Below are 21,813 nucleotides of genomic sequence, written 5' to 3'. Positions count from 1 at the left end.
CGGACATTTGGCCGGCCGGGAACCCTCAGATGCGGCTCACCCGGAACGCGAAGTTTGCCGGTGCGTTCGCATCCACTTTGATGGAGAGCGACGCATCTGCGGCCAGTTGCACCACGTTCACCCTGGACGTCCCGCACCGGAGACTCAGGTCCACGAGTTCGTTCTCACCGTTCTCGATGGAAAAGGACACGCGGCGGGTGCTCCGGCAGGCCAGGGTCAGGGCGTAAGTACCCTTGGGCAGCTGGGCTGTAGTCTCTTTGCGCTCCTCGTCCGCCTCCAGCGTCCCGAAACCCGTCTGGAAGACCTGCCCCTCGGCGTCGGGCAGTACGGCATCGACCCAGTCATCCAGCTCCTCGCCCGTCACCGGCTCGTTGAGATGGGGGTCCTGGGGCAGGGCGGCGTCAGTGGTCGGCGGAGGGGCAGCGGAGGTCGATTCATCGTCCCAGTGGTCGGCGCTGTATTCATAGGCGCAGCCGGACAGGACTGCCCCGAGAAATACCGCAACTGAAAGCACCACGGCGGCCGCCGGGGTGCGCCGTCGCGGCACCCTGCTCGCCGGCACAGTTGGCATACCCTGAGATTAGGGCGGCCCGGAATCAAACGCCAGAGGCCAAAGGTCCGGGTCGGACAGGCGTCCACGGGGCGCCGGGCCGGACGCCACGAACCGGGCTGCGGCGGGTGCTACTCGGACGACGCCAGGTGGTACGCGTAGAGAAGCGGGGCATCCACACTGGATGTGCTGAGCGTGACCTTGCCCGCGGCGGGCACTTTGATGCGGGCGGTTTCGCGGCTGCCGTTGCAGGCGGCTCCGGCTTCGGCGAGCTGGCTGCCGTCCAGGCTCACGGCGAAGAACGCCTTCCCGCCGCCGTCGCAGGTCATGGTCAAGGTGTAGGTGCCGGCGGGCACGCCGGACGCGGTCCGGACGATCGGATCCCGGTTCAGGATTTTTCCGGCATCCTCCAGCACTGTTCCCGGGGCGGAGGGCAGCGCGGTGGCCTTCCACGCCGGGACATCGGCGCCCTCAATCGAACCGGCCGGGGAACATGCCGCTGCAGCCAGTACGACGACGGCGGCGGCCACGCCGCTGAGCGTCCGCCTTGCCAGGCGGGCGGCCGGGACGTGGGAGGAAGGGAAAACCATGCCTCAAACTTACCGTCTCGAAGGCTCCCCTCCGGCCGCGCCGACGTCCCGGGCACCCTCTCCCTGCGGGCCCTTGACTTTGACGCTGCGTCAAAGTTTAGAGTCGAAGCGACGGCCGGCAGCAGCCGGTCGGCACGGTAACAGCGGGGGGTCCGAGGAACGCGGGCCTCGAAGGAGCAGAAGGGTGGAGGCATGGACTGGTCCGTTCAGCAGGTCGCGAAATTGGCCGGCACCACCGGCCGGACTTTGCGTCACTACGACGACATTGGCCTGCTCAGGCCGAGCCGCACCGGCAACAACGGCTACCGGTACTACGGCCAGGAATCCCTGGTCCGTCTGCAGCGGATCCTGCTCCTGCGCGACCTGGGGCTCGGGCTGCCGGCGATCGCGGACGTGCTCGGCAACGAGGCGGACGCGGAGCATGCACTGGGCCGGCACCTGGCGTGGCTGCTGCAGGAACAGGACAGGCTGGGGCGGCAGATTGCCGCGGTCCGTCACACCATTGAGGCATTGCAAACGGGAGGAAAGATCATGGCGGAGGAAATGTTCGACGGTTTCGACCACACCAAGTACCAGGAGGAAGTCCAGCAGCGGTGGGGCAAGGACGCCTATGCAAAGTCCGACGCCTGGTGGCGCAGCATGGGGGCCGGGGAGAAGGCTGCCTGGACGGAACAGTCCCGGCAGCTCGGTGCCGAGTGGACGGCTGCTGCGGCGTCGGGAGTCCCGGCGGACAGCGCGCAGGCGCAGGACCTGGCCCGGCGCCACGTCCAATGGCTCAGGGGAATCCCCGGCACGCCGGCGTCACCCGCAGCGGGCGGCAGCCCGGCGGCAGGTGGTGGCATCAAGGGGTACGTGACGGGGCTCGGCGAGATGTACGTGGCCGATCCCAGGTTCGCCGCCAACTACGGCGGTGAGGACGGCGCCGCCTTCGTCCGGGACGCGCTGAAAATCTATGCCGAGAACGAGCTCTAGCCGGACCCGCACGCCCCAAGCCCAGCCCCGGCGCTGACGGGGCCAACCCAGGTCCCACCCCCGGGCCCGGCCCCCGGACTAAACTTGTCCGGTGACTTCCTCAGCGCAAGGCCCCGCCGCACCCTCCCGTTCAACGCAGGCTCCCGCAGCCCCGTTCACGGCCGGCAACACCCCGGACGCTCCGCGCAGCGACCTCGCCGGCCTCCTCGAGGCCCTGGCCGCGGACCTGCGTGCGATTGGCTACACCGTGGACGGGGTTGCGGAGCTGCTCGGCGAGGCCGCGCACTCGGCCCTGGGCCGGGACCAGCTCATCCCGGCCCTGATCGTCACCGGGCGTTCCCTCGGGGAGCCGGCGGCGGCGGCGCTCGCCGTCGTCGTGCGTCTCTGGCTTCTGTCCGAGCCGCAGCCCGCGGCGACGCTCGACGCGGCCCTCCCCGGCATCCGTACCAAGGGGCTGGTGGAACTTGGGCTCGTGGAGCCTGCGGGCGGGGACCTGGTCCAGGCCGGGGTGGACCTCAGGCCGTACGGCTGGGACCCGACAGTGGGGGAAGACGGGACCAGCGCCGGCGGAGCAGACCTCTGGGTGGCCAGCGACCTCGCGGCCCACCAGCGCGCCGGCGTTCTTCGTCACGACCATGTCCTGGGGATTGGGCAGGCCTCCACCACCCTGGTCCAGGTCACCGCCCGCCGCCATGTTGCCAAGGCCCTCGATCTCGGCACCGGCTGCGGGATCCAGACCTTCCACCTGCTGCACCACGCCGAGCACGTGACAGCCACGGACATCTCCGAACGCGCCTTGGCGTTTACCCGGTTCAACCTGCTGCTCAACGCCGCCGAGCTGCACCTGGACCCGGCCGACCTTGACGCCCGCGTCAGCCTGAGGCTCGGATCCCTGCTGGACCCCGTCGCGGGGCAGGAGTTCGAGCTGGTGGTCTCCAACCCGCCCTTCGTCATCACCCCCCGCAGCCTGGGCGAGACCGCCACGGACCAGTTCACGTACCGCGACGGCGGCCTGCCGGGGGACGAGATTGTGTCCTCGCTGGTCCGTGTGCTGCCCTCGGTCCTTGCCCCGGGCGGAACGGCCCAGCTTCTGGGCAACTGGGAGATCACGGCCGGCGCCGGCTGGGCCGACCGGCCCCAGAGCTGGGCCGGCCCGGCCACCGACGTCTGGTTCATCCAGCGCGAGCAGGTGGGCCCCGAGCAGTACGCCGAGACCTGGCTGCAGGACGCCTCGGAAAGCCGCGACCGCCGGCTCTACGAGGACTCGTACGCGGCCTACCTGGACGACTTCGCCTCGCGCAATGTGGCCGGAATCGGCTTCGGCATGATCTGGCTGCGAAGGCCTGCCGACGGCGCCGGGCGGGTGCTGTCGCGCTTCGAGGAGATCACCTACCCGATCGAGCAGCCGGTAGGGCCACACCTGGGCGCCGCCGTCGAGCGTGCCGACTGGCTGGCCGGCCATGATCTGGCCGCCGCCCACCTGCTGGTCGCGGAGGACGTCACCGAAGAACGGCACCAGCGCCCCGGTGCGGAACACCCCGGCGTCATCCTGCTGCGGCAGGGTGCCGGGCTGCGCCGCACCAACCTGCTCAGTACCGAGCTGGCGGGCCTGGTCTCAGCGTGCGACGGCGACCTGTCCGTCGGGCAGATCATCGGCGCCCTCGATGCGCTGCTGGGCGGCTACGAGGGGTTTGACAGCGCGGAGTTCCGCGCCGGCCTGCTCGAGGAAGTCGGGAACCTCGTCCGCGACGGCTTCCTGCTGCCTGCCTGATACCGTCGCGGCCGCGCCCGCCAACAACGGTTCGGACGCGGCCTTGGCCGGCAACGCCGCGTCCGCCGCGGCCCCGGCCGCTGCCTTGGCCGCCGCTGGAGTGTTGGCGGCGGAGTCCTCCCGGCCGAACCGCGGCAGGACGTACGCCGTGAGGGCGAGGGCCACCAGGGCCCCGACGGCGCCGGTGAGCACGAAGCTGACGCGGACCGGCACCAGGGCGCCCAGGAGACCGCCCAGGGCCAGCGCGCCAATGGAGACGGCACGCGTCATCCCGCCGACAATCGCCATCGCCTGGCCGCGCCCGCTTTCCGGAATCCGCAGGATCGCGATGGCCCCGAAACAGGCGTTCAGGACGCCGCAGGCCACTCCCGTCCCTGTGTAGGCCGCAAAAAGCAGTTCCACGCTCGGGACCATCCCGGTGAGGACCAGGCACGCCGAGGCTCCGGTCATGGCGGCCAGCAGCACGCGCAGGCGGACCCGCGGCGTCCTGATCCTGCCGGCCATCGCGGCCCCGGCCGCCATGCCGAGGCCGAAGGCCGCGGACAGGAGGCCGTACTGGATTTCGGTGGCGCCAAGCTCGTTGCGGGCCAGGAACACCTCGAGCACGTTGGTGGCTTCGCCGACGACGATGAAGAACATCGCCCCCAGGACCAGGGCCCAGACCAGGCTGTCCCGGCGGATCAGGCGCAGCCCGTCCAGCAGCGCGGGCTTCGCCTGGCCGGCACGTTCGGCCGCCGTGCCGCGCCGGGTGCGGATCAGCAGCGCGCCCAGCCCCATGGCGACGTAGCAGCCGCTGGCCACGGTGAACACCAGCCCGGTCCCGCGCCAGCCGCTGAGCAGGCCGCCCGCGGCGGGTCCTGCCATCCCCGCGATCATGATGGTCGCCTGCATGGTCCCCATGGCCCCGGGGGTGCGGTCCTCTCCGACGATCCGCGGCAGCAGGGCCTGCCAGGTGGGGCTGGCCACGGACTGGGCCGCGTCGAGCAGGAACGTCATGGCAAACAGCACGGGCAGATAGTTCTCCAGGTACTGCATGCCAAGCCCCATGCCGGCGACGGCGGCGGCGCTGACCGCCGAACTCGCCGTCGCCAGCGTGCGCGAATCCATGGTGTCGGCGAGCCGGCCGGCCCACGGGGCCAGGAGGACCAGCGGCAGCGCTGAGCACAGCAGGTACGCGGCCACGAGCCAGGGCCCGGCGACAGGAGTTTCGCCGGCGGCGGCCGCGTTCTGCAGATGCAGCATCACGCTGACGACGACGGCGCCCATCCCCGCCGTCGCCACGAACCGGGCGGTGCCGGCAATCAGGAAGTCGCGGTTGCGCCACAGGGGCGGCACGCCGGCTGCGGATGCCGGCAATTTATGAAGTGTATGTTTCATAAAAAGGAACCTAGTCCGGCGGCAAAACAAATGTCAAGCATTTCTTTCATAGTTTGGCGGGGCTGGATACACTGGAGGAGTGAACGCAGAAACCCCGACGGCGGAGTCAATGGCTCCGCCGGCCACCAGGCGCCGGCACCGTCCGGAGAAGCAAGTGGAAATCACCGACCCGAAGGCGATCCGTGCCTTGGCCCACGCCGCCCGGCTGGAGGTCATTTCCGAGCTGTATTCCACGCAGGTGAGCCGGACGGCCACCGAGCTTGCCGCGCAGACCGGGCTGACTCCCAGTGCCATGAGCTACCACCTGCGGGCACTGCAGAAGTGGGGCATCGTGATTCCCGCCGCCACCGCGGGGGATGCCCGGGAGCGGCGCTGGCAGGCCGCCGGTACAGATTTCACCATCCACTCGCTGGGGGGAGTGGCCAGCCCCGAGCTCGCCGTCCTGGACCTCGAGCTCGACGCCTACCGCCGCCGGGTCCGTGCCTACGCCACGGCCCGCAACGCCCGGCGCGAGAGCGGCGACACCGCCGACGGGCCGTCCTCGGTAGTACTGGCCAGCAATCTGCTGTACCTGACGCCGGACCAGCGGGCCGAACTGACGCGGCGGATCTTCGACCTGCTGCGGGACTACGAACTGGAGGATCCGGACCACCTGCCCGAAGGTGCCGAACGCATGGCCACGATGTGGTCGATGATTCCGGACGACCGCGGCCCGGCGGCCGCCGCAAAACCCGCTGCCGCAAAACCCGCCCCCGTCAAGCCCGCCGCCGGGGAGGGCTGAGCCCGCCGCCGGGAAGGCCTGAACCGGTCGCGGGCACAGCGCTGAACCGCATCCGGAGTGCGCTCAGGGGCCGGCCGGCACGTGGCCCTATTGCGGCCGGAAGCCGCATCCGCCGAGCCGTCATTTCCGGCCGGATGCGCGGGATTCTGCAAAATATGGTGAACTAGGCGGGTATGGGCGCATCTGCCCGAGCCACCTTTTTCTGTAGGAGCACCGTGCCAAGCAAGGCCAAAACCGGCAAGAAACTCGTGATTGTGGAGTCTCCCGCCAAGAGCAAGACCATCGCCAAGTACCTCGGCGAAGGCTTCATTGTGGAGGCCTCCATCGGTCACATCCGCGACCTCCCGCAGCCCTCGGAGCTCCCCGCGGAACTGAAGAAGACCCCGCTGGGCAAGTTCGCCGTCGACATCGACAACGACTTCAAGCCTTACTACGTGGTGTCCTCGGACAAGAAGAAGAAGGTCGCCGAGCTCAAGGCGCAGCTCAAAGACGCCGACGCTCTCTATCTCGCAACCGATGGGGACCGCGAGGGCGAGGCCATCGCGTGGCACCTGCTGGAAGTGCTCAAGCCCAAGGTTCCCGTCTACCGGATGACCTTCGGTGAAATCACCAAGGAAGCCATCCACCGCGCCATGGACAACCTGCGCGATGTCGACCAGGACCTGGTGGACGCCCAGGAGACCCGGCGCGTCCTGGACCGGCTCTACGGCTATGAGATCTCCCCGGTGCTGTGGCGCAAGGTGGCCCGCGGCCTCTCCGCCGGCCGTGTGCAGTCCGTCGTCACCCGCATGGTGGTGGACCGCGAACGCGAGCGGATGGCCTTCAAGGCCGCCTCCTACTGGGACCTCACCGGCCAGTTCGGCGCCGGTTCCGGCTCCTTCAAAGCCAAGCTCGCCGCCGTCGACGGCGCCAAGGTCGCCAGCGGCCGGGACTTCAACGACAACGGCGAGCTCACCTCCCGCAACGCCGTCCACCTCAACGAGGAACTCGCCACCTCGCTCGCGGCGGGGCTGCAGGACGCCGACTTCCGCGTCCGCTCCGTCGACACCAAGCCGTACACCCGCCGCCCGGCGGCGCCGTTCACCACCTCCACCCTGCAGCAGGAGGCCGGCCGCAAGCTGCGCTTCTCCTCGAAGAGCACGATGCAGGTGGCCCAGCGGCTCTACGAAAACGGCTATATCACCTATATGCGTACGGACTCGTCCGCTCTGAGCAACGAGGCCGTCACGGCCGCCCGGCGCCAGGCCTCCGAGCTGTACGGCCCCGAGTACGTGCCGCAGTCGCCGCGGGTCTACAGCGGCAAGGCAGCGAACGCGCAGGAAGCCCACGAGGCCATCCGTCCCGCCGGCGACTCCTTCCGCACCCCGGCCCAGGTGGCCCAGCAGCTCTCCGGCGACGAATTCCGCCTCTACGAGCTCATCTGGAAGCGCACGGTCGCCTCGCAGATGGCTGATGCCAAGGGCTCCACCGCCACGATCCGCCTCGGCGCCGTTACCGTTGGTGACCCGGCCGACCGCCGCGACGCCGAATTCTCGGCGTCGGGCACCGTCATCACCTTCCCCGGCTTCCTCGCCGCCTACGAAGAAGGCAAGGACGAAAGCCGCGGCGACGACGAATCCGAGGAAGCACGCCGGCTGCCCAACGTGGCCAAGGACGACGCGCTCACTGCCAGCGACATTGTCGCCGTCGCCCACGAAACCTCGCCGCCGCCGCGCTACACCGAAGCCTCGCTGACTGCGGAGCTGGAAAAGAAGGGCATCGGCCGCCCGTCGACCTATGCCTCCACCATCTCCACGATCCAGGACCGCGGCTACGTCCGGAAGCAGGGCTCCGCGCTGGTCCCGAGCTGGATCGCGTTCTCCGTGATCCGGCTGCTCGAACAGCACTTCCACGACTACGTGGACTACGAGTTCACGGCCGACATGGAAGCGGACCTGGACAAGATCGCCAACGGCCAGGCGGCCGGACCCGCGTGGCTCAAGCACTTCTACTTCGGCGAGGACTCCGAGCCCGGCCTGCTGAGCATCGTGAACAACCTCGGCGAGATCGATGCCCGCGAGATCAACTCCATCCCCATCACGGACGCGATCACCCTCCGGGTCGGCAAGTTCGGCCCGTACCTGGAAAGCTCCACCGCGACGGTGGATCCCGAGACCGGCGAAGTGGTTGAGGCGGCCCGCGCCAACGTCCCCGAGGACCTGGCCCCGGACGAGCTCACGGCCGCCAAAGCCGTTGAACTCATGGAGACCGCTGCCCCGGAGGAGCGCGTCCTCGGCGCGGACCCGCACACCGGGCACACGATCGTGGCCAAGAACGGCCGCTACGGCGCCTACGTCACCGAGATCATCCCGGAGATGACCGAGGAACAGCTGGCCAACCAGCCCGTTGAGTACTACAAGAACGGCAAGCCCAAGCCGCCGAAGAAGCCCGTCAAGGCCAAGCCGCGCACCGGGTCCCTGTTCGCGTCCATGAGCGTGGACACCATCACGCTGGACGAGGCGCTGCAGCTCATGAGCCTGCCCCGCGTGCTTGGCCAGGACGCCGACGGCAACCCGATCACTGTGCAGAACGGCCGGTTCGGCCCGTACCTGAAGAAGGGCACGGACTCCCGCTCCATCGGCTCCGAAGAGGAGATCTTCACGATCACGCTCGAGGCGGCGCTGGAGATCTACTCGCAGCCCAAGCAGCGCGGCGCCCGTGCCGCCGTGCCGCCGCTGGCCGAATTCGGACCGGACCCGGTCTCGGAGAAGAACATCGTGGTGAAGGAAGGCCGGTTCGGCCCGTATATCACCGACGGCGTCACCAACATCACCGTCCCGCGCAGCACCTCGGTCGAGGAGCTGACCCGGGAACAGGCCGTCGAACTCCTCGCGGAGAAGCGGGCCAAGGGCCCGGTCAAGCGCACGACGACGGCCCGCAAGGCGCCCGCACGGAAGGCCCCGGCCAAGAAGTAGGCAGCACGCCGAAATCGCCGGAAACCTGCCGATTCGCCGGAAAATACCGGCAAATCCGCAGGTTTCCGGCGATTTCGCGTTTGCGGACCGGCCGTGGACGTGATCGAGTAGGAATATGACTGAACAGCCCGCACACCTGGACAACCAGCCGCTGAACGAACTCGAGGAGCAGCTCGCCCGGGGGGAGCAGCCGGACGCCAACCCGGTGGACGTGATCCTGGCCTTCCTCAACAACGAGGTCTATGTGGTCAGCTCCGACGCCCTCGAGGGCCCCGACTCGCAGGTGGAGCCGCTGGTCCTCGCCAACTCCTCCGGCAAGCCCGTTCTGGCCGTTTTCTCGCACCCGAGCCGCGTCACCGAGCAGTATCTCGCCGCCGCCCCGAACGTGCTGGGCACGCAGGGCGCCGCGATCATCGGTAACCTCGGCGCCGAGCTCGGCATGGTGATCAACCCCGGCGCCGCCTACGGTTTTGAAATCGACCCGGAGGGCGTGGCCAACATCCGCCGCGACTTCAAGCCAACGGACGAGCCCGCTGACGGCTCCGCCGACCCGGCTTAGGCCCGTCATCGGCCAGACTGCGACGGCGGTATTCTTCGCGAATACCGCCGTCGCAGCTAGGCCGGCCGCTCCGTGGGGGGAATAATGGCAGCATGCGTCTAGGCGTCCTCGACATCGGGTCCAACACTGTCCATCTCCTGCTGGTCGACGCCCATCCCGGCGCCCGCCCGGTCCCCTACGCCTCGCATAAGCGGCGGCTGTCGCTCGTGCAGTACCTCGACGACGACGGCAACATCGACGACGACGGGCAGCATGAACTGGTCGAGTTCGTCCTCGAGGCGTGGGAATTCGCGGCCAAGCACAAAGCCGACGACCTCCTCGCGTTCTGCACCTCGGCCATCCGCGAGGCCACCAACGGCGCTGACGTCCTGGCCCGCGTCAAACATGAAACCACCGTCACCCTCCGGGAGCTCACGGGCAGCGAAGAGGCGTCCATGACCTTCTTCGCCGTCCGGCGCTGGTACGGCTGGGGTGCCGGGCCCATCCTGAACCTGGACATCGGCGGCGGCTCCTTCGAGATGGCCCTCGGACAGGACGAGCTGCCCGAGCTGGCGATGTCCGTTCCGCTCGGCGCCAGCCGGCTGACGCGCGACTGGCTGCCCGAGGACCCGCCCTCGGCCAAGAGCATCAAGGAGCTGCGCCGCTACATCCGCTCCACGCTCAAACCCGCGGTGCGCAAATTCGAGAAGCTGGGCCCGCCCAACCTCGTCGCGGGCACATCCAAAACTTTCCGGTCCCTCGCCAGGATTGCCGGGGCCGCCCCCAGCGGCGCCGGGCCCTACGTCAAGCGGGAGCTGCTGGCCCTCGACCTCGGGCTCTGGGCGCAGCGGATCTCGGCCATGGAGATAGGGGACAGGCTCCACCTGCCCGGCGTCTCCGAGGCCCGCGCGCCGCAGGTCCTCGCCGGCGCCCTCGTCGCGGAAGCGGCACTGGAAATGTTCAAGTTCGACAGCATGGTGACCTGCCCGTGGGCCCTGCGTGAAGGACTCATCCTCCGCCGCCTGGACCAGCTGGTGTTTGAGGGGCCGATCGATCCCCCGCCGCACGTGGCAGAGCAACCGCCGGCGCGGCTTCAGTCGCCGGAAAAGGCTCTCTGAGACGGCTTGGGCCAGCGGCGGGTGTCGAGACTGTGTCGATCCGGAGCGTTCTCGATCGTGTAAGTGCTGAGAGGCCGGCACGGCGCCGGCCGATTCGACAAGGAGGCACCCGAAATGACGCAGTACCTGCTCAGCATTTACCAGCCGGACGGCCCTGCCCCGGACCCTGAGTTCCTCGAACCCATCATGCGTGACCTGGCGGCCCTGAACCATGAAATGCAGGCGGCGGGGGCCTGGGTGTTCGCCGCGGGTCTCCACCCGGCGGAGTCCGCGACAGTCCTGCGGCCCAACGGTGGCGAGATCCTGGTGACCGACGGGCCGTTCACCGAAGGCAAGGAGCACCTCGGCGGATTCACCGTGATCGAGGCCGAGGATCTGGACGCGGCCCTTGGCTGGGCAAGGAAGCTGGCCGGCGCCACCACACTTCCCGTCGAAGTCCGTCCGTTCCAGCACTAGCCGCCGTCGGGGGTGCTGGTGTGGGTGAGCGCCGTGGACATGAGGCAGCGACCGAGGCGGACATCGCCCGGGTGTTCCGGCGCGAGTACGGGCGCGCCGTAGCCGTTCTGACGCGGACGTTCGGGAACATCGATATTGCCGAGGACGCCGTCCAGGATGCTTTTGCCGCGGCGGTCCAGCACTGGCCCTCGGCCGGCATCCCGCCCAGCCCGGCTGGCTGGATCATCACGACGGCACGGCACCGGGCGATTGACCGGCTGCGGCGGGAAGCCTCACGCGAGGACAAGCACGCACAGGCGGCCCTGCTCGCGGCGGCGCGGTCCGGGGCCGGACCCGCGCCGGCCGCCGAAGAGCAGTTCCTGGCGGAACAGTCAGGGGTCGAGGACGTGGACGACGATACTTTGCGGCTGATTTTCACCTGCTGCCATCCTGCCCTGGCCGGGTCCGCCCAGGTGGCGCTGACGCTGCGGCTTCTGGGTGGATTGACGACGGCGGAAATCGCCAGGGCCTTCCTGGTCCCGGAAGCGACCATGGCGCAGCGGCTGGTCCGGGCCAAAGCGAAAATCCGGGATGCCAAAGTCCCATACCGGGTCCCGCAGGGCGCCGACCTGCCCGAACGGCTGCAATCGGTGCTGGCGGTGGTCTACCTCATCTTCAACGAGGGCTACACCGCGGGCCCCGCCGACGGCCCGGAACGTACGGAGCTCTGCACGGAAGCCATCCGGCTCGGCAGGCTGTTGGCGTCGCTGATGCCGGACGAGCCGGAAGCGGCGGGACTGCTGGCGCTGATGCTGCTCATCGAGTCCCGCCGCGCGGCGCGATTCACGCCCGACGGGGGACTGGTGCTGCTCGCGGCCCAGGACCGGGGGCACTGGGACAGCGCCCTGGCCGACGAAGGCCGTGAGCTGGTGCGCCGGTGCCTGCGCCGGAACCGGCCGGGACCGTATCAGCTCCAGGCGGCGATCAACGCCGTCCACAGCGACGCCGCGGCCGCCGGGGACACCGACTGGGCGCAGATCCTGCAGTTGTATGACCAGCTTCTGGCCGTCGCGCCGGGTCCTGTCGTGGCGCTGAACCGCGCCGTGGCCCTGGCAGAGCTCCACGGGCCCGTTGCCGGGCTGGCGGCGGTCGAGGGCCTGGGACTGGACACCTACTACCTCTTCCACGCCGTCCGCGCCGACTTCCTGGTGCGGCTGCGCCGCTATCCGGAGGCCGCCGAAGGCTACAGGCGGGCGCTGGCGCTTGCCGGCAGCGCCGCGGAACGCCGGTTCCTGGAAGGCAAGCTCCGCAGCCCGGTGTTCGGCGGGGCCGCAGACGGTTAGAAAGCAGACGGCTGGAAACCTGGGCCGGGCCGCGCCCCGTGTCGGGCCCGTTCGCGCCGGTTAAAAGAGTAGGGCCGGGCGATCTGGAGCAGGACTTGGGGGAACTCTGCTGCAAATCGCCCGGCGCACCGCCGGCTCCGGGGGAACCGGCTATCATCACTCGCACCTGTTGAGGCACTTTCCAAGGTAATGGCCGATCATGGGTGCGCAGCGAGTTTTCCCTGTGTGTTCGCTGGCAATCCGACGGCGTCCCCGGGATGGTGGCCGGCTCCGCCGCGGGGGCTTTAAACGGCAAAGGCACCGGCGGCCCGCTGCGGGAAAATGGGAAAACCCGCTGCAACCACCGGTGCCGCGCAGGCATCCGCATGCCTGCTGCATCACTCGCACCCTCAATGAGGTAGTTACAACGTTAGGTTCCAAAGTTGTGCGCTGACTGCGCTGAAGGTGGGAGCTGGCTGGGAATCACGTCAGACTGCAATGATGGGGACATGAGCAACCGAATCGCATTCCTGGGCTGTGGGTCAATGAACGAGGCAATTATGGCGGGGCTGATCGACGGCGGCGTCGACCCGGGCGACATTGTCGCAACCGTCCGCCGGGCCGGGCGCGCGGCCGAGCTGGCCCAGCGCCACCCCGGGATCACCGCCATCGCGGGCGAAGAAGAGCCGGACAACAATAAACAGGCCGCCACCGGCTCCGCCGTCGTGATCCTAGGCGTCAAACCCGTGGGGATCGCGGACCTGGCCCGGGAAATCAGCGGATCCCTTTCACCGGGCACGATCGTCATCAGCGTTGCGGCCGCCGTGTCACTGGAGCAGCTGGAGGCGGCGCTGCCGGCCGGCCAGCCCGTCATCCGCACGATGCCGAACACGCCGGCGAAGCTGGGCCGCGGCGTGGTCTCCGTCTCGCCCGGGACCAGCTGCTCCGCCGGGCAGCTCCAGCGCGCCAAGGACATCCTCGCAGCCGCCGGCACGGTCGTGGAGATCCCGGAAGAGCAGGTGGACGCCCTCTCCGCGATCAGCGGCTCGGGCCCGGCCTACGCCTTCTACCTGGCGGAGGCCATGGCCGAGGCCGGGGCACGACTGGGCCTGGACCCGGAGCTGTCGCTGTTGCTGGCCCGCGAGACCGTCGCCGGGGCGGGCTTCATGCTGGCTGAGCCCGGCGCGGATCCTGCCGCATTGCGCAAGGCGGTCACGAGCCCGAACGGCACCACGGAACGGGCCATCGCCACCTTTGACGAGCGCGGACTGCCGGCCATCATTGCCGACGGCGCCCGCGCGGCGGCTGAGCGCGCCGCGGAAATCACCCGACAGCTCGCCTGAGCCGGCCCGGGCGGGGCCCGGAGCCGCAGCCCTGGAGCCGCAGGCCTGGAGCCGCAGCCCTGGAGCCGCAGGCTCCGGTTGCGGCCTACGGGCGGGCAGCGAACCGTTCGAGCAGGTCCACGTGGCCCGAAACGATGAGCATGTCCCGCGAGGAAACCTTGGTTTCCGGCCGCGCGTAGGTGAAGTCCTCGCCCGGGGACTTCACGCCCACAATCGTGACGCCGTACTTGGACCGGACTTTGGACTCATCGAGGGTGAAGCCCACGGTCTCGCGCGGCGGGTACATCTTGACGATCGCGAAGTCGTCGTCAAACTCGATGAAGTCCAGCATGCGCCCGGAGACCAGGTGCGCGGCGCGGACACCGGCGTCGGCCTCCGGGTAGATGACATGGTTGGCGCCGATGCGGGTGAGGATCTTGCCGTGCGAGGGCGTGATCGCCTTGACCCAGAGGTGTTCGATTCCCAGGTCCACGAGGTTCACCGTGATCAGCACCGAGGATTCGATCGAGGTGCCCACGCCCACGACGGCGGAACTGAATTCCTGGGCGCCGAGCTGGCGGAGGGCATCGATGTTGGTGGCGTCGGCTTCCACCACGTGCGTCAGGACGCTCGCCCACTTCTGGACGAGGGCGCGGTCGCGTTCAATGGCCAGGACCTCCCGGCCCTGCTTGACCAGCTGTTCTGCGGTGGATGCACCAAAACGGCCCAGCCCGATCACCAGCACGGGGGCGTTGTGTGCGGGGCGGTTGACGGCGCCTGAGGAACTAGCCAATGATCGGTCTCTCTTCCGGGTAGTGGTACAGCTGGCTGCGCTGGCGCAGGGCCAGGCCGGCGGCAAGGGTGACCGTCCCGACGCGCCCGGCGAACATGAGCAAAGCGAGGACGTAGACCCCCTCCGGCGGCAACTCTGCACTGAGGTTGGTGCTGAGGCCCACGGTGGCGAAGGCGGAAATGGTTTCAAACAGGACCCGGTCCAGGGATGCATGGCTGATATGCAGGAGCAGGAGGGCCGAGACCGAGACGAGGGTGGCGCCGGCGACGATCACCGAGATGGCCACGCGCATGGTGCCCTCGGGGATGGTGCGGCCGTAGATCTTCACGTCCGCGTCGCCGCGGGCCTCGGCGGTGATCGCCAGGAACATCACGGCGATGGTGGTGACCTTGATGCCGCCGGCCGTGGATGCGGAACCTCCGCCGGCGAACATGAGGGCATCGGAGAGCAACATGGTGGTGGACTCCATGTGGTTCTGGTCCACGAGGTTGAAGCCGCCGGAGCGCAACATGACTGAGGCAAAGAGCGCATGCGTGATCTTGTCGCCGAGGTCCATGTCCCCGATGGTGCGCAGGTTGTCCCACTCCAGGAAGCCCCAGAGGACCGTGCCGGCGGCCAGGAGAATGAAGGACACCTGGATGGTCAGCTTGGTGTGGAGGTTCCATTTCTTCCACCGGAGCCCGTTCTGGTGCAGCACCATGACCACCGGGAAGCCCAGGCTGCCCAGGAATACCCCGAGCATCAACGGGACGAGGATCCAGAGATCGGTTTCGTACGGCACGATTCCGTCCGAATGCGGCGTGAATCCGGCGTTGTTGAACGATGAAATGGCATAGAAGACCCCGTGCCAGACGGCCTGCGGGAAGCCCTCCCCAAGGACCAGGAAGCGGGGGATCAGGGTCACGGCCAGGGCGGCCTCGATCACCACGGAGGTCACAATCACGATCCGGAGCAGCGTACCGACTTCGCCAAGCCGGCCGGCATTCATGGCCTCCTGGGCGATCAGCTTGCCGCGGACACCGAGTCTCTTGCTGACCATGAGCGCCAGCAGCGACGCGAGGGTCAAGGTGCCCAGGCCGCCCACGAAAATGCCGACCAGGATTACGAGCTGGCCGAAGAAGGACCAGTGCACAGCGGTGGAGACCACGGTCAGTCCCGTGACGCAGACAGCGGACGCCGCGGTGAAGAACGCCTGATGCAGTGGTGTGACTTGTCCCGTCGCGGAAGCCATGGGCAGCGAGAGCAAAGCGGTGAAGACCAGAATCACGACGCCGAACGCCGAGAGCGCCAGGCGGGCGGGTGAGCTGTTCGCGATGCTGTCAATGAAGTCGCGCAGGCGTGTGAAGATCCACAGGCCTTCCCGCTCCGGCATGCCTGGCTGCCAGCTGGCCGGGCTCGTGGACCTCGACTGGCTTTGCGTCATGTTCTTCCTCGGTTGAAACTTCTTCCCCAAGTAGTAAACCACTAAACACCGGGTAATGGCCGGGGGAACGCCCGTGCGCGCGCGGGAAGCCGGGGACGGCTCGGGTAGCCTGTGATTGATGACATTCCTGCCCGGACTCGCTCAGACCGCGCTGCCAACGACGGTGGTGTGGGCCCCAGCCATGACTGCCTACAACTTTGGCCACTCTCACCCGATGGCGCCGGAGCGCATGGAGCTCACAGCGAAGCTGGCCGGCAGCCTTGGACTGCTGGATCTGGACCACGTCACGGTAGCGGCTCCGGACGTCGCCACCGACGCGGAGCTGAGCGCGGTCCACAGCCCGGAGTTTGTGGCCGCCGTGCGGCGCGTGAGCGCAAACCCGGACACCTCCGACCACGCCAGGGGTCTCGGAACCGAGGATGACCCCGCCTTTGCCGGCATGCACGAAGCCAGCGCCCGGCTGGCCGGCGGCTCCCTGCTGGCGGCCGCAGCTGTCCTGGACGGCAGCGCCGTGCGGGCCGTGAACTTCGGCGGCGGGATGCACCACGCCTCCCGGGACCGCGCGAGCGGTTTTTGCATCTACAACGACGCCGCCCTCGCGGTCCAGCGGCTGCTCGACGGCGGCGTCCGGCGGGTGGCCTACGTCGACGTCGATGCGCACCACGGCGACGGCACGCAAAGCATCTTCTGGGACGATCCGCGCGTCCTGACCATTTCGCTGCACGAATCCGGACTGACCCTCTTCCCGGGCACCGGGTTTGCCAACGAGATCGGCGGACCGAACGCGCAGGGCAGCGCCGTGAACGTCGCCCTCCCGGCCGGCACCGTCGACGCCGGGTGGCTGCGGGCCTTCCACGCCGTCGTGCCCCAGCTCATTGGCGCGTTCGAACCGGAAGTGATCGTCAGCCAGCACGGCTGCGACTCGCACCGGCTTGACCCGCTCACCCACCTGAACATCAGTGTGGACGGCCAGCGCGAGGCCGCCACGGCGATAGGAAACCTCGCCGCACGCTACTGCGAGAACCGGTGGATTTCCACCGGGGGCGGCGGCTACAACGTGGTCAGCGTGGTGCCGCGGTCCTGGAGCCACCTCATAGCCATCGCCGCCGGCCGCCCGGTGCCGCTGCGCACCCCGGTTCCGGAGGATTGGCGCAACTACGTCAAAGACAAATATGGCGCCAGGTTCGGCGTGGAGCCCCCCGAGACGATGGGCGACGACGTGGACCTCTGGTGGCGGTCCTGGGAAGTGGGTTTTGACCCCAACGACGAGGTGGACCGCACCATCATGGCCACCCGCAAGGAAGTGTTTCCCCTGCACGGACTGGACCCCTGGTTCGACTGAATCCGGGCCGGGCTTGGGGGCTTGCACCAACGCAACAATTCGTGGATGCCATCTGGCGTATATGTCGCTAGTGTGGAGGGCATGGTGACAGACGACGTATTTGCCGTCATTGCTGAGGCAACCAGGCGTGACATTCTGATAGCCCTCCGCAAGGGGGACAAAGCGGTGGGGGAACTGGTCCAAGAGCTTGAAGCAAGCCAGCCCACCATTTCCAAGCATCTCAAAGTCCTGCGGGAAGCGGACCTGGTGAGCATGCGCGCCCAGGGCCAGAAGCGGTATTACACGCTCAACCCCAAGCCGCTCACCGGGATCGCGACCTGGCTGCAGGCGTTCGACGTCGGCCCCGCCGCGACGGCGGACGCGGCCGCCGCCCTCCACCCCGAAGCCGGCCCCGCAGCCGTCCCCGCAGCCGTCCCGGAAGGTCTGGCCGCCGCCGCTGTTCCGCAACCAGCCGTCCCACAACCGGTCGCCGCGCAACCCGCCGCAGCACTGGCGGGCCGCCCTGCCGGCAGCCCGCTGAGCCCCGCCGTCGTCATCCCGGTGGGAACGGCGGGGGAAGACAAGATGCCCCAGCAGATCGGGCGGACCGTGGGCCGGGCCGCCACCAGGGCCGCCGATCTCCTGGCCAACCTGCCCAAGTTCGGCCGCAAGAAGTAGGCTTTCCTGCCCCGCGTATGCCGCCCTGGGTATGCGCGCGGCCATCCGCTCCGCCCAAAGGCACCTGGCCGATCTTTCGGGCGCCAGGGGCTTGTCAGAGGTGCTAGGTGCGGAGGATCCGCACGTGCTCGGGGGTGAGGTCCGCGACCCGGCTGACGCCCAGCAGGGCCATGGTGCGTTCCATGTCCTTCTCCAGGATTTGGAGGGCACGGTCCACACCGGCCCGACCGCCGGCCATGAGCCCGTACAGGTAGGCACGGCCGATCAGCGTGAAGTCGGCGCCCAGGGCGAGGGCGGCGATGATGTCCGCGCCGTTCATGATGCCGGTGTCCAGGATGATCGCTGCGTCGCTGTGGTCGGCCTTTAGTGCCGCGGAGACCTCGGGGAGCAGGTGGAACGGGATCGGTGCCCGGTCCAGCTGGCGGCCGCCGTGGTTGGAGAGCACAATCCCGTCCGCGCCATGGTCCACCACCTTGCGGGCGTCGTCGACCGTCTGGATGCCCTTGACCACGAGCTTGCCCTTCCACGTCTCGCGCAGCCAGTCGAGGTCGGCAAAGGTCAGGGTGGGATCGAACATGGAGTTGATGAGGTCCGCGACCGTGCCCGTGTAGCGGGACAGCGACGCGAAGGTCAGCGGCTCGTGGGTGAGGAAGTTGAACCACCACGCGGGCCGGTAGGACGCATCCAGGACGGTCTTGAGTGTCAGGGCGGGCGGGATGGTCATGCCGTTGCGGACGTCGCGGAGCCTGGCGCCGGCGACGGCGGTGTCCACCGTGACCATGAGGGTGTCGTTGCCCGCCGCGGCGGCACGTTGGATCAGTTCCAGCGAACGCTCCCGGTCCGTCCACAGGTACAGCTGGAACCAGTTGCGGCCCGTGGGTGCGGCGGCGGCCACGTCCTCCAGGGACGCCGTGCCCATGGTGGAGAGGGTGTACGGAATGCCGGCGGCTGCGGCGGCCTGGGAACCGGCGTATTCGCCCTCGGACTGCATCATCCGGGTGAAGCCGGTGGGCGCGATCCCCACCGGGAGCCGGGACGACCCGCCCAGGATGTCGGTGCTGAGGTCGATGCTGGAGACGTCCCGCAGGACCCCGGGCCGGAATTCGATGTCCAGGAACGCCTGGCGGGCGCGGCGGAGGGAGATTTCGGCCTCGGCGGCGCCGTCCGTGTAGTCGAAGGGCGCCTGGGGCGTGCGGCGCTTGGCCATGTCCCGCAGGTCCCAGATGGTGCTGGCACGGCGCAGCCTGGCGGCCCGGCTGAATTCCGGCTTCTTGAACTGCATCAGGGGAGCAAGGTCGGCGTACTTGGGCACGCGGCGCTTCAACGCGGCAGGGAGCCCGCCGGCGGCCGCGGCTGTGTGGTGCCCGGATGCGGACACCGCAGGGCCAGGGTCCGTGGCCGCGGGAGTGGTCGGAGCCTCGGGGTTGCCGGGCGGGACGGTGTGCGTCATGGCTGCCTCCATTTGCGGATCGGATGCTGTGCTGGGTTTCCTCACACTCTAGGTGGTGCCGGTGTGCGTCGAGATGTCATTTCGCGGCAGTGCCGGCGAACACCGCCGCGACGTGCCTGCCCGGCGACCACGGACCTGGTCCTGGCCGCCCGGAACTGGCCGCCCGCGGATTGTTACGTCCGGCGTTTGCTCCGGCCGCGGCTCCGGGGCTATGGTCAACGCTATGACTAACCGTTGGTATGCGTATTTTTCGTTGGCTCTGGAGGGGCCCGCGTCTAACTGACACGCATCCAACTTTCCTTCAGAGCCAACAGGGCAGAGATTATTCTCTGCCCTTCGCCATTTCTTCGGCGGGTTCTGACCAGGGCCCGCTCCGCACCCGGAACAGGACCCGAATATGAGCATCGAAGCAGCCACCGGCCCCCAACACTCCACCTCGAACCTGCGCGTCAGCGAGTTCACCCCGCTGCCCACCCCGCAGGACCTCATGGCGGAACTGCCCCTGGAGGCCCGCCTGGCCGAGGTGGTCGGGCGGGGCCGGGACGAGGTCCGGGCCATCATGGACGGTGTGGACGACAGGCTGCTCGTCATCGTGGGCCCCTGCTCCATCCACGACCCCAAGGCGGGCCTGGAATACGCCCGCCGGCTGGTCAGCCAGGCAGAGAAGCACCGCGAAGACCTGCTGATCGTCATGCGCACCTACTTCGAGAAGCCGCGCACCACGGTGGGCTGGAAGGGCCTGATCAACGACCCCCGGCTGGACGGCAGCCACGACATCGCCGCGGGCCTGCGCGCGGCCCGGTCCTTCCTGCGCCAGGTCACCGCCCTCGGCCTGCCCACCGCCACCGAGTTCCTTGAGCCAATCAGCCCCCAGTACGTCGCGGACCTGGTCGCCTGGGGCGCGATCGGCGCCCGCACCACGGAGAGCCAGATCCACCGCCAGCTGGCCTCCGGGCTGTCGATGCCGATCGGCTTCAAGAACGGGACCGACGGCGATCTCCAGGTGGCGCTGGACGCGTGCAGCTCCGCCGCTGCCGCCCAGGCGTTCCTCGGGATCGACGACGACGGCCGGGCGGCGCTTGTGGCTACCGCCGGCAACCCGGACACCCACGTCATCCTCCGCGGCGGGCGCAATGGCCCCAACTACTCAGCCGCCGATGTTGAAGCGGCCTCAGCGAAACTCGCCGCGAAGCAGCTCAACCCCCGTCTGATCGTCGACGCCAGCCACGCCAACAGCGGCAAAAACCATCACCGCCAGGCCGAGGTCGCCCTCGAAATCGGTGCGCAGCTGGAAAATGCCGGAGCCGCCGCCGGGGCCATCGCCGGCGTCATGCTCGAGAGCTTCCTGGTGGGCGGGGCCCAGAACCTTGATGTCAACGCCGTTACCGGCTCCGGACGGGAGGGGCTGGTCTACGGCCAGAGCGTCACTGATGCCTGCATGGACTGGGACGTGACGGCGTCGGTACTGGGCCAGCTGGCCGCCTCGGCCCGCAGGCGGCGGACCCGTGCCTGAGGGAGGAGCAGGAGGAGGAGCGTGCCGCGGGATTTTCGAGATTCCTGCGGAAATCGTGTGGGGATTCCTGAGGAAGTCTTTCACTTTGGCACCATGAGCAACTAGTGTTGCTAACACATGGTTGTTTGATGGCTCAGCATCGGCACACCGCCATGTCAACAGGTGGGGCTGCCGTTCGCTTGAGCAAAGGAATAGGGAAATGTCTACGGAGGCCAACTTCTCCAAGGCCCGTTTTTTGACCGTGGCCGAAGTCGCGGAACTTATGCGGGTATCGAAAATGACTGTGTACCGTCTTGTGCATTCGGGGGAGATGCCGGCCGTGCGGTTCGGCCGCTCCTACCGCGTGCCGGAAAACGCCGTCGAGCAGTACCTCAAGGGTGCCGTCGTCGACCGGAATGACGGCCACGCCGGAACTGGCTGATCAGTCAGCGGCAACAATCACAGCGTGAATCGACTGCTTTGGGTCCCGCACGGGGCCCGCGGTCGTGGGGTGCCTCGCAGAGGCGGTACCCTGTTAAGGAACGTTTTACGTCATTGTAAGAACCTGTCAGTTGTTTCAGTCTGCTGCTTAGCCCGCGGACCCTTCCCAACAGGCAGGTACTGCATCTAGCCGGTAAGGAACTTTCGTGGGTTCAGTTATTAAGAAGCGTCGCAAGCGTATGGCCAAGAAGAAGCACCGCAAGCTGCTTCGCAAGACGCGCCACCAGCGTCGCAATAAGAAGTAGCAATACTTCGAAATGCATGAAATGCCCGTTGCCTTCCAGGCGACGGGCATTTTTCTTGCCTTCGGCGGTTGATTTGCGTTGGGGCCAGCCGGGGCGACGCCGAGGAGGTGGCGAGGAGGTGGCGCGTAGATTCGCACCGGATTCGGACGCGGGCTGCGGAATCAGAGGACGGCGGCCCGG

Annotated in this window: 19 protein-coding genes and 1 pseudogene; 14 read left to right on the top strand and 6 right to left on the bottom strand. The window is 68.4% G+C overall.

What is annotated here, in order from left to right; all coding sequences use genetic code 11:
- Window positions 1-25: 25 nt before the first annotated feature.
- Together AC1DN2_RS10180 and AC1DN2_RS10175 are read right to left on the bottom strand one after the other, a co-directional pair.
- Entirely contained in the window at window positions 26-571 is a 546-nt protein-coding gene (locus tag AC1DN2_RS10180; RefSeq protein WP_476850232.1) for a DUF6023 family protein, read from the bottom strand.
- Between the two features lie 110 nt (window positions 572-681).
- Window positions 682-1,140: a hypothetical protein gene (locus tag AC1DN2_RS10175; protein ID WP_223913613.1), complete on the bottom strand. Its 459-nt coding sequence runs from the start codon at window positions 1,138-1,140 to the stop codon at window positions 682-684.
- A gap of 192 nt (window positions 1,141-1,332) precedes the next feature.
- Here AC1DN2_RS10175 and AC1DN2_RS10170 point away from each other — a divergent pair, with 192 nt between their 5' ends.
- The gene (locus tag AC1DN2_RS10170; RefSeq protein WP_476850231.1) at window positions 1,333-2,112 is read left to right on the top strand and encodes a MerR family transcriptional regulator; all 780 of its coding nucleotides are present in this window, start codon (window positions 1,333-1,335) and stop codon (window positions 2,110-2,112) included.
- 91 nt (window positions 2,113-2,203) lie between these two features.
- Window positions 2,204-3,883 (top strand): DUF7059 domain-containing protein, encoded by a 1,680-nt coding sequence (locus AC1DN2_RS10165; RefSeq protein WP_476850230.1) that lies wholly within the window; start codon window positions 2,204-2,206, stop codon window positions 3,881-3,883.
- A 111-nt stretch (window positions 3,884-3,994) separates the two neighbouring features.
- Here the strand turns inward: AC1DN2_RS10165 and AC1DN2_RS10160 are convergent.
- Window positions 3,995-5,149: pseudogene (locus AC1DN2_RS10160) on the bottom strand (MFS transporter); the annotation flags it as partial.
- Window positions 5,150-5,339: 190 nt separating this feature from the next.
- Between AC1DN2_RS10160 and AC1DN2_RS10155 the strand changes: the two are divergent.
- The 7 genes from AC1DN2_RS10155 (at window position 5,340) to proC (ending at window position 13,751) form a co-directional block, all read left to right on the top strand.
- On the top strand, window positions 5,340-6,041 hold the full coding sequence (locus AC1DN2_RS10155) for an ArsR/SmtB family transcription factor (RefSeq protein ID WP_476850229.1): 702 nt from the start codon (window positions 5,340-5,342) through the stop codon (window positions 6,039-6,041).
- Between the two features lie 215 nt (window positions 6,042-6,256).
- Window positions 6,257-8,995, top strand: coding sequence for a type I DNA topoisomerase (gene topA, locus AC1DN2_RS10150; protein WP_476850228.1), 2,739 nt, complete (start codon window positions 6,257-6,259; stop codon window positions 8,993-8,995).
- 115 nt (window positions 8,996-9,110) lie between these two features.
- The gene (locus AC1DN2_RS10145; RefSeq protein ID WP_476850227.1) at window positions 9,111-9,554 is read left to right on the top strand and encodes an SseB family protein; all 444 of its coding nucleotides are present in this window, start codon (window positions 9,111-9,113) and stop codon (window positions 9,552-9,554) included.
- A gap of 92 nt (window positions 9,555-9,646) precedes the next feature.
- The gene (locus AC1DN2_RS10140; protein ID WP_476850226.1) at window positions 9,647-10,651 is read left to right on the top strand and encodes a Ppx/GppA family phosphatase; all 1,005 of its coding nucleotides are present in this window, start codon (window positions 9,647-9,649) and stop codon (window positions 10,649-10,651) included.
- A 114-nt stretch (window positions 10,652-10,765) separates the two neighbouring features.
- Complete coding sequence (locus AC1DN2_RS10135; RefSeq protein ID WP_028277719.1) at window positions 10,766-11,107, top strand: YciI family protein; 342 nt, start codon at window positions 10,766-10,768, stop codon at window positions 11,105-11,107.
- Window positions 11,108-11,127: 20 nt separating this feature from the next.
- Complete coding sequence (locus AC1DN2_RS10130) at window positions 11,128-12,429, top strand: RNA polymerase sigma factor (RefSeq protein WP_476850225.1); 1,302 nt, start codon at window positions 11,128-11,130, stop codon at window positions 12,427-12,429.
- Window positions 12,430-12,917: 488 nt separating this feature from the next.
- Window positions 12,918-13,751 (top strand): pyrroline-5-carboxylate reductase, encoded by an 834-nt coding sequence (gene proC / locus AC1DN2_RS10125; protein WP_476850224.1) that lies wholly within the window; start codon window positions 12,918-12,920, stop codon window positions 13,749-13,751.
- An 85-nt stretch (window positions 13,752-13,836) separates the two neighbouring features.
- On the opposite strand, the gene AC1DN2_RS10120 is transcribed toward proC, so the two are convergent.
- Both AC1DN2_RS10120 and AC1DN2_RS10115 read right to left on the bottom strand, forming a co-directional pair.
- Window positions 13,837-14,475 (bottom strand): potassium channel family protein, encoded by a 639-nt coding sequence (locus AC1DN2_RS10120; RefSeq protein WP_374208249.1) that lies wholly within the window; start codon window positions 14,473-14,475, stop codon window positions 13,837-13,839.
- A 40-nt stretch (window positions 14,476-14,515) separates the two neighbouring features.
- Complete coding sequence (locus tag AC1DN2_RS10115) at window positions 14,516-15,946, bottom strand: TrkH family potassium uptake protein (RefSeq protein ID WP_223913623.1); 1,431 nt, start codon at window positions 15,944-15,946, stop codon at window positions 14,516-14,518.
- 118 nt (window positions 15,947-16,064) lie between these two features.
- On the opposite strand from AC1DN2_RS10115, the gene AC1DN2_RS10110 reads away from it, so the two are divergent.
- Both AC1DN2_RS10110 and AC1DN2_RS10105 read left to right on the top strand, forming a co-directional pair.
- Window positions 16,065-17,288 (top strand): acetoin utilization protein AcuC, encoded by a 1,224-nt coding sequence (locus AC1DN2_RS10110; protein WP_476850223.1) that lies wholly within the window; start codon window positions 16,065-16,067, stop codon window positions 17,286-17,288.
- Between the two features lie 81 nt (window positions 17,289-17,369).
- Window positions 17,370-17,945 (top strand): ArsR/SmtB family transcription factor, encoded by a 576-nt coding sequence (locus AC1DN2_RS10105; RefSeq protein ID WP_476850272.1) that lies wholly within the window; start codon window positions 17,370-17,372, stop codon window positions 17,943-17,945.
- Window positions 17,946-18,048: 103 nt separating this feature from the next.
- Here AC1DN2_RS10105 and AC1DN2_RS10100 read toward each other — a convergent pair whose 3' ends face one another.
- Window positions 18,049-19,395: an alpha-hydroxy acid oxidase gene (locus AC1DN2_RS10100; protein ID WP_476850222.1), complete on the bottom strand. Its 1,347-nt coding sequence runs from the start codon at window positions 19,393-19,395 to the stop codon at window positions 18,049-18,051.
- Window positions 19,396-19,792: 397 nt separating this feature from the next.
- Here AC1DN2_RS10100 and AC1DN2_RS10095 point away from each other — a divergent pair, with 397 nt between their 5' ends.
- From AC1DN2_RS10095 to AC1DN2_RS10085, 3 genes are all read left to right on the top strand, one after another.
- Window positions 19,793-20,908, top strand: coding sequence for a 3-deoxy-7-phosphoheptulonate synthase (locus tag AC1DN2_RS10095; RefSeq protein ID WP_476850221.1), 1,116 nt, complete (start codon window positions 19,793-19,795; stop codon window positions 20,906-20,908).
- Window positions 20,909-21,107: 199 nt separating this feature from the next.
- A complete protein-coding gene (locus AC1DN2_RS10090) occupies window positions 21,108-21,329 on the top strand; it encodes a helix-turn-helix domain-containing protein (protein ID WP_018775046.1) in 222 nt (73 codons plus the stop codon).
- A 205-nt stretch (window positions 21,330-21,534) separates the two neighbouring features.
- Entirely contained in the window at window positions 21,535-21,633 is a 99-nt protein-coding gene (locus AC1DN2_RS10085; RefSeq protein WP_003792170.1) for a 30S ribosomal protein bS22, read from the top strand.
- Window positions 21,634-21,813 lie beyond the last annotated feature (180 nt).

It is taken from the genome of Arthrobacter sp. 01L42, assembly GCF_056400005.1.
The sequence above is the reverse complement of the archived record's forward strand: the minus strand, read 5'-3'. Positions and strand labels throughout refer to the sequence as shown.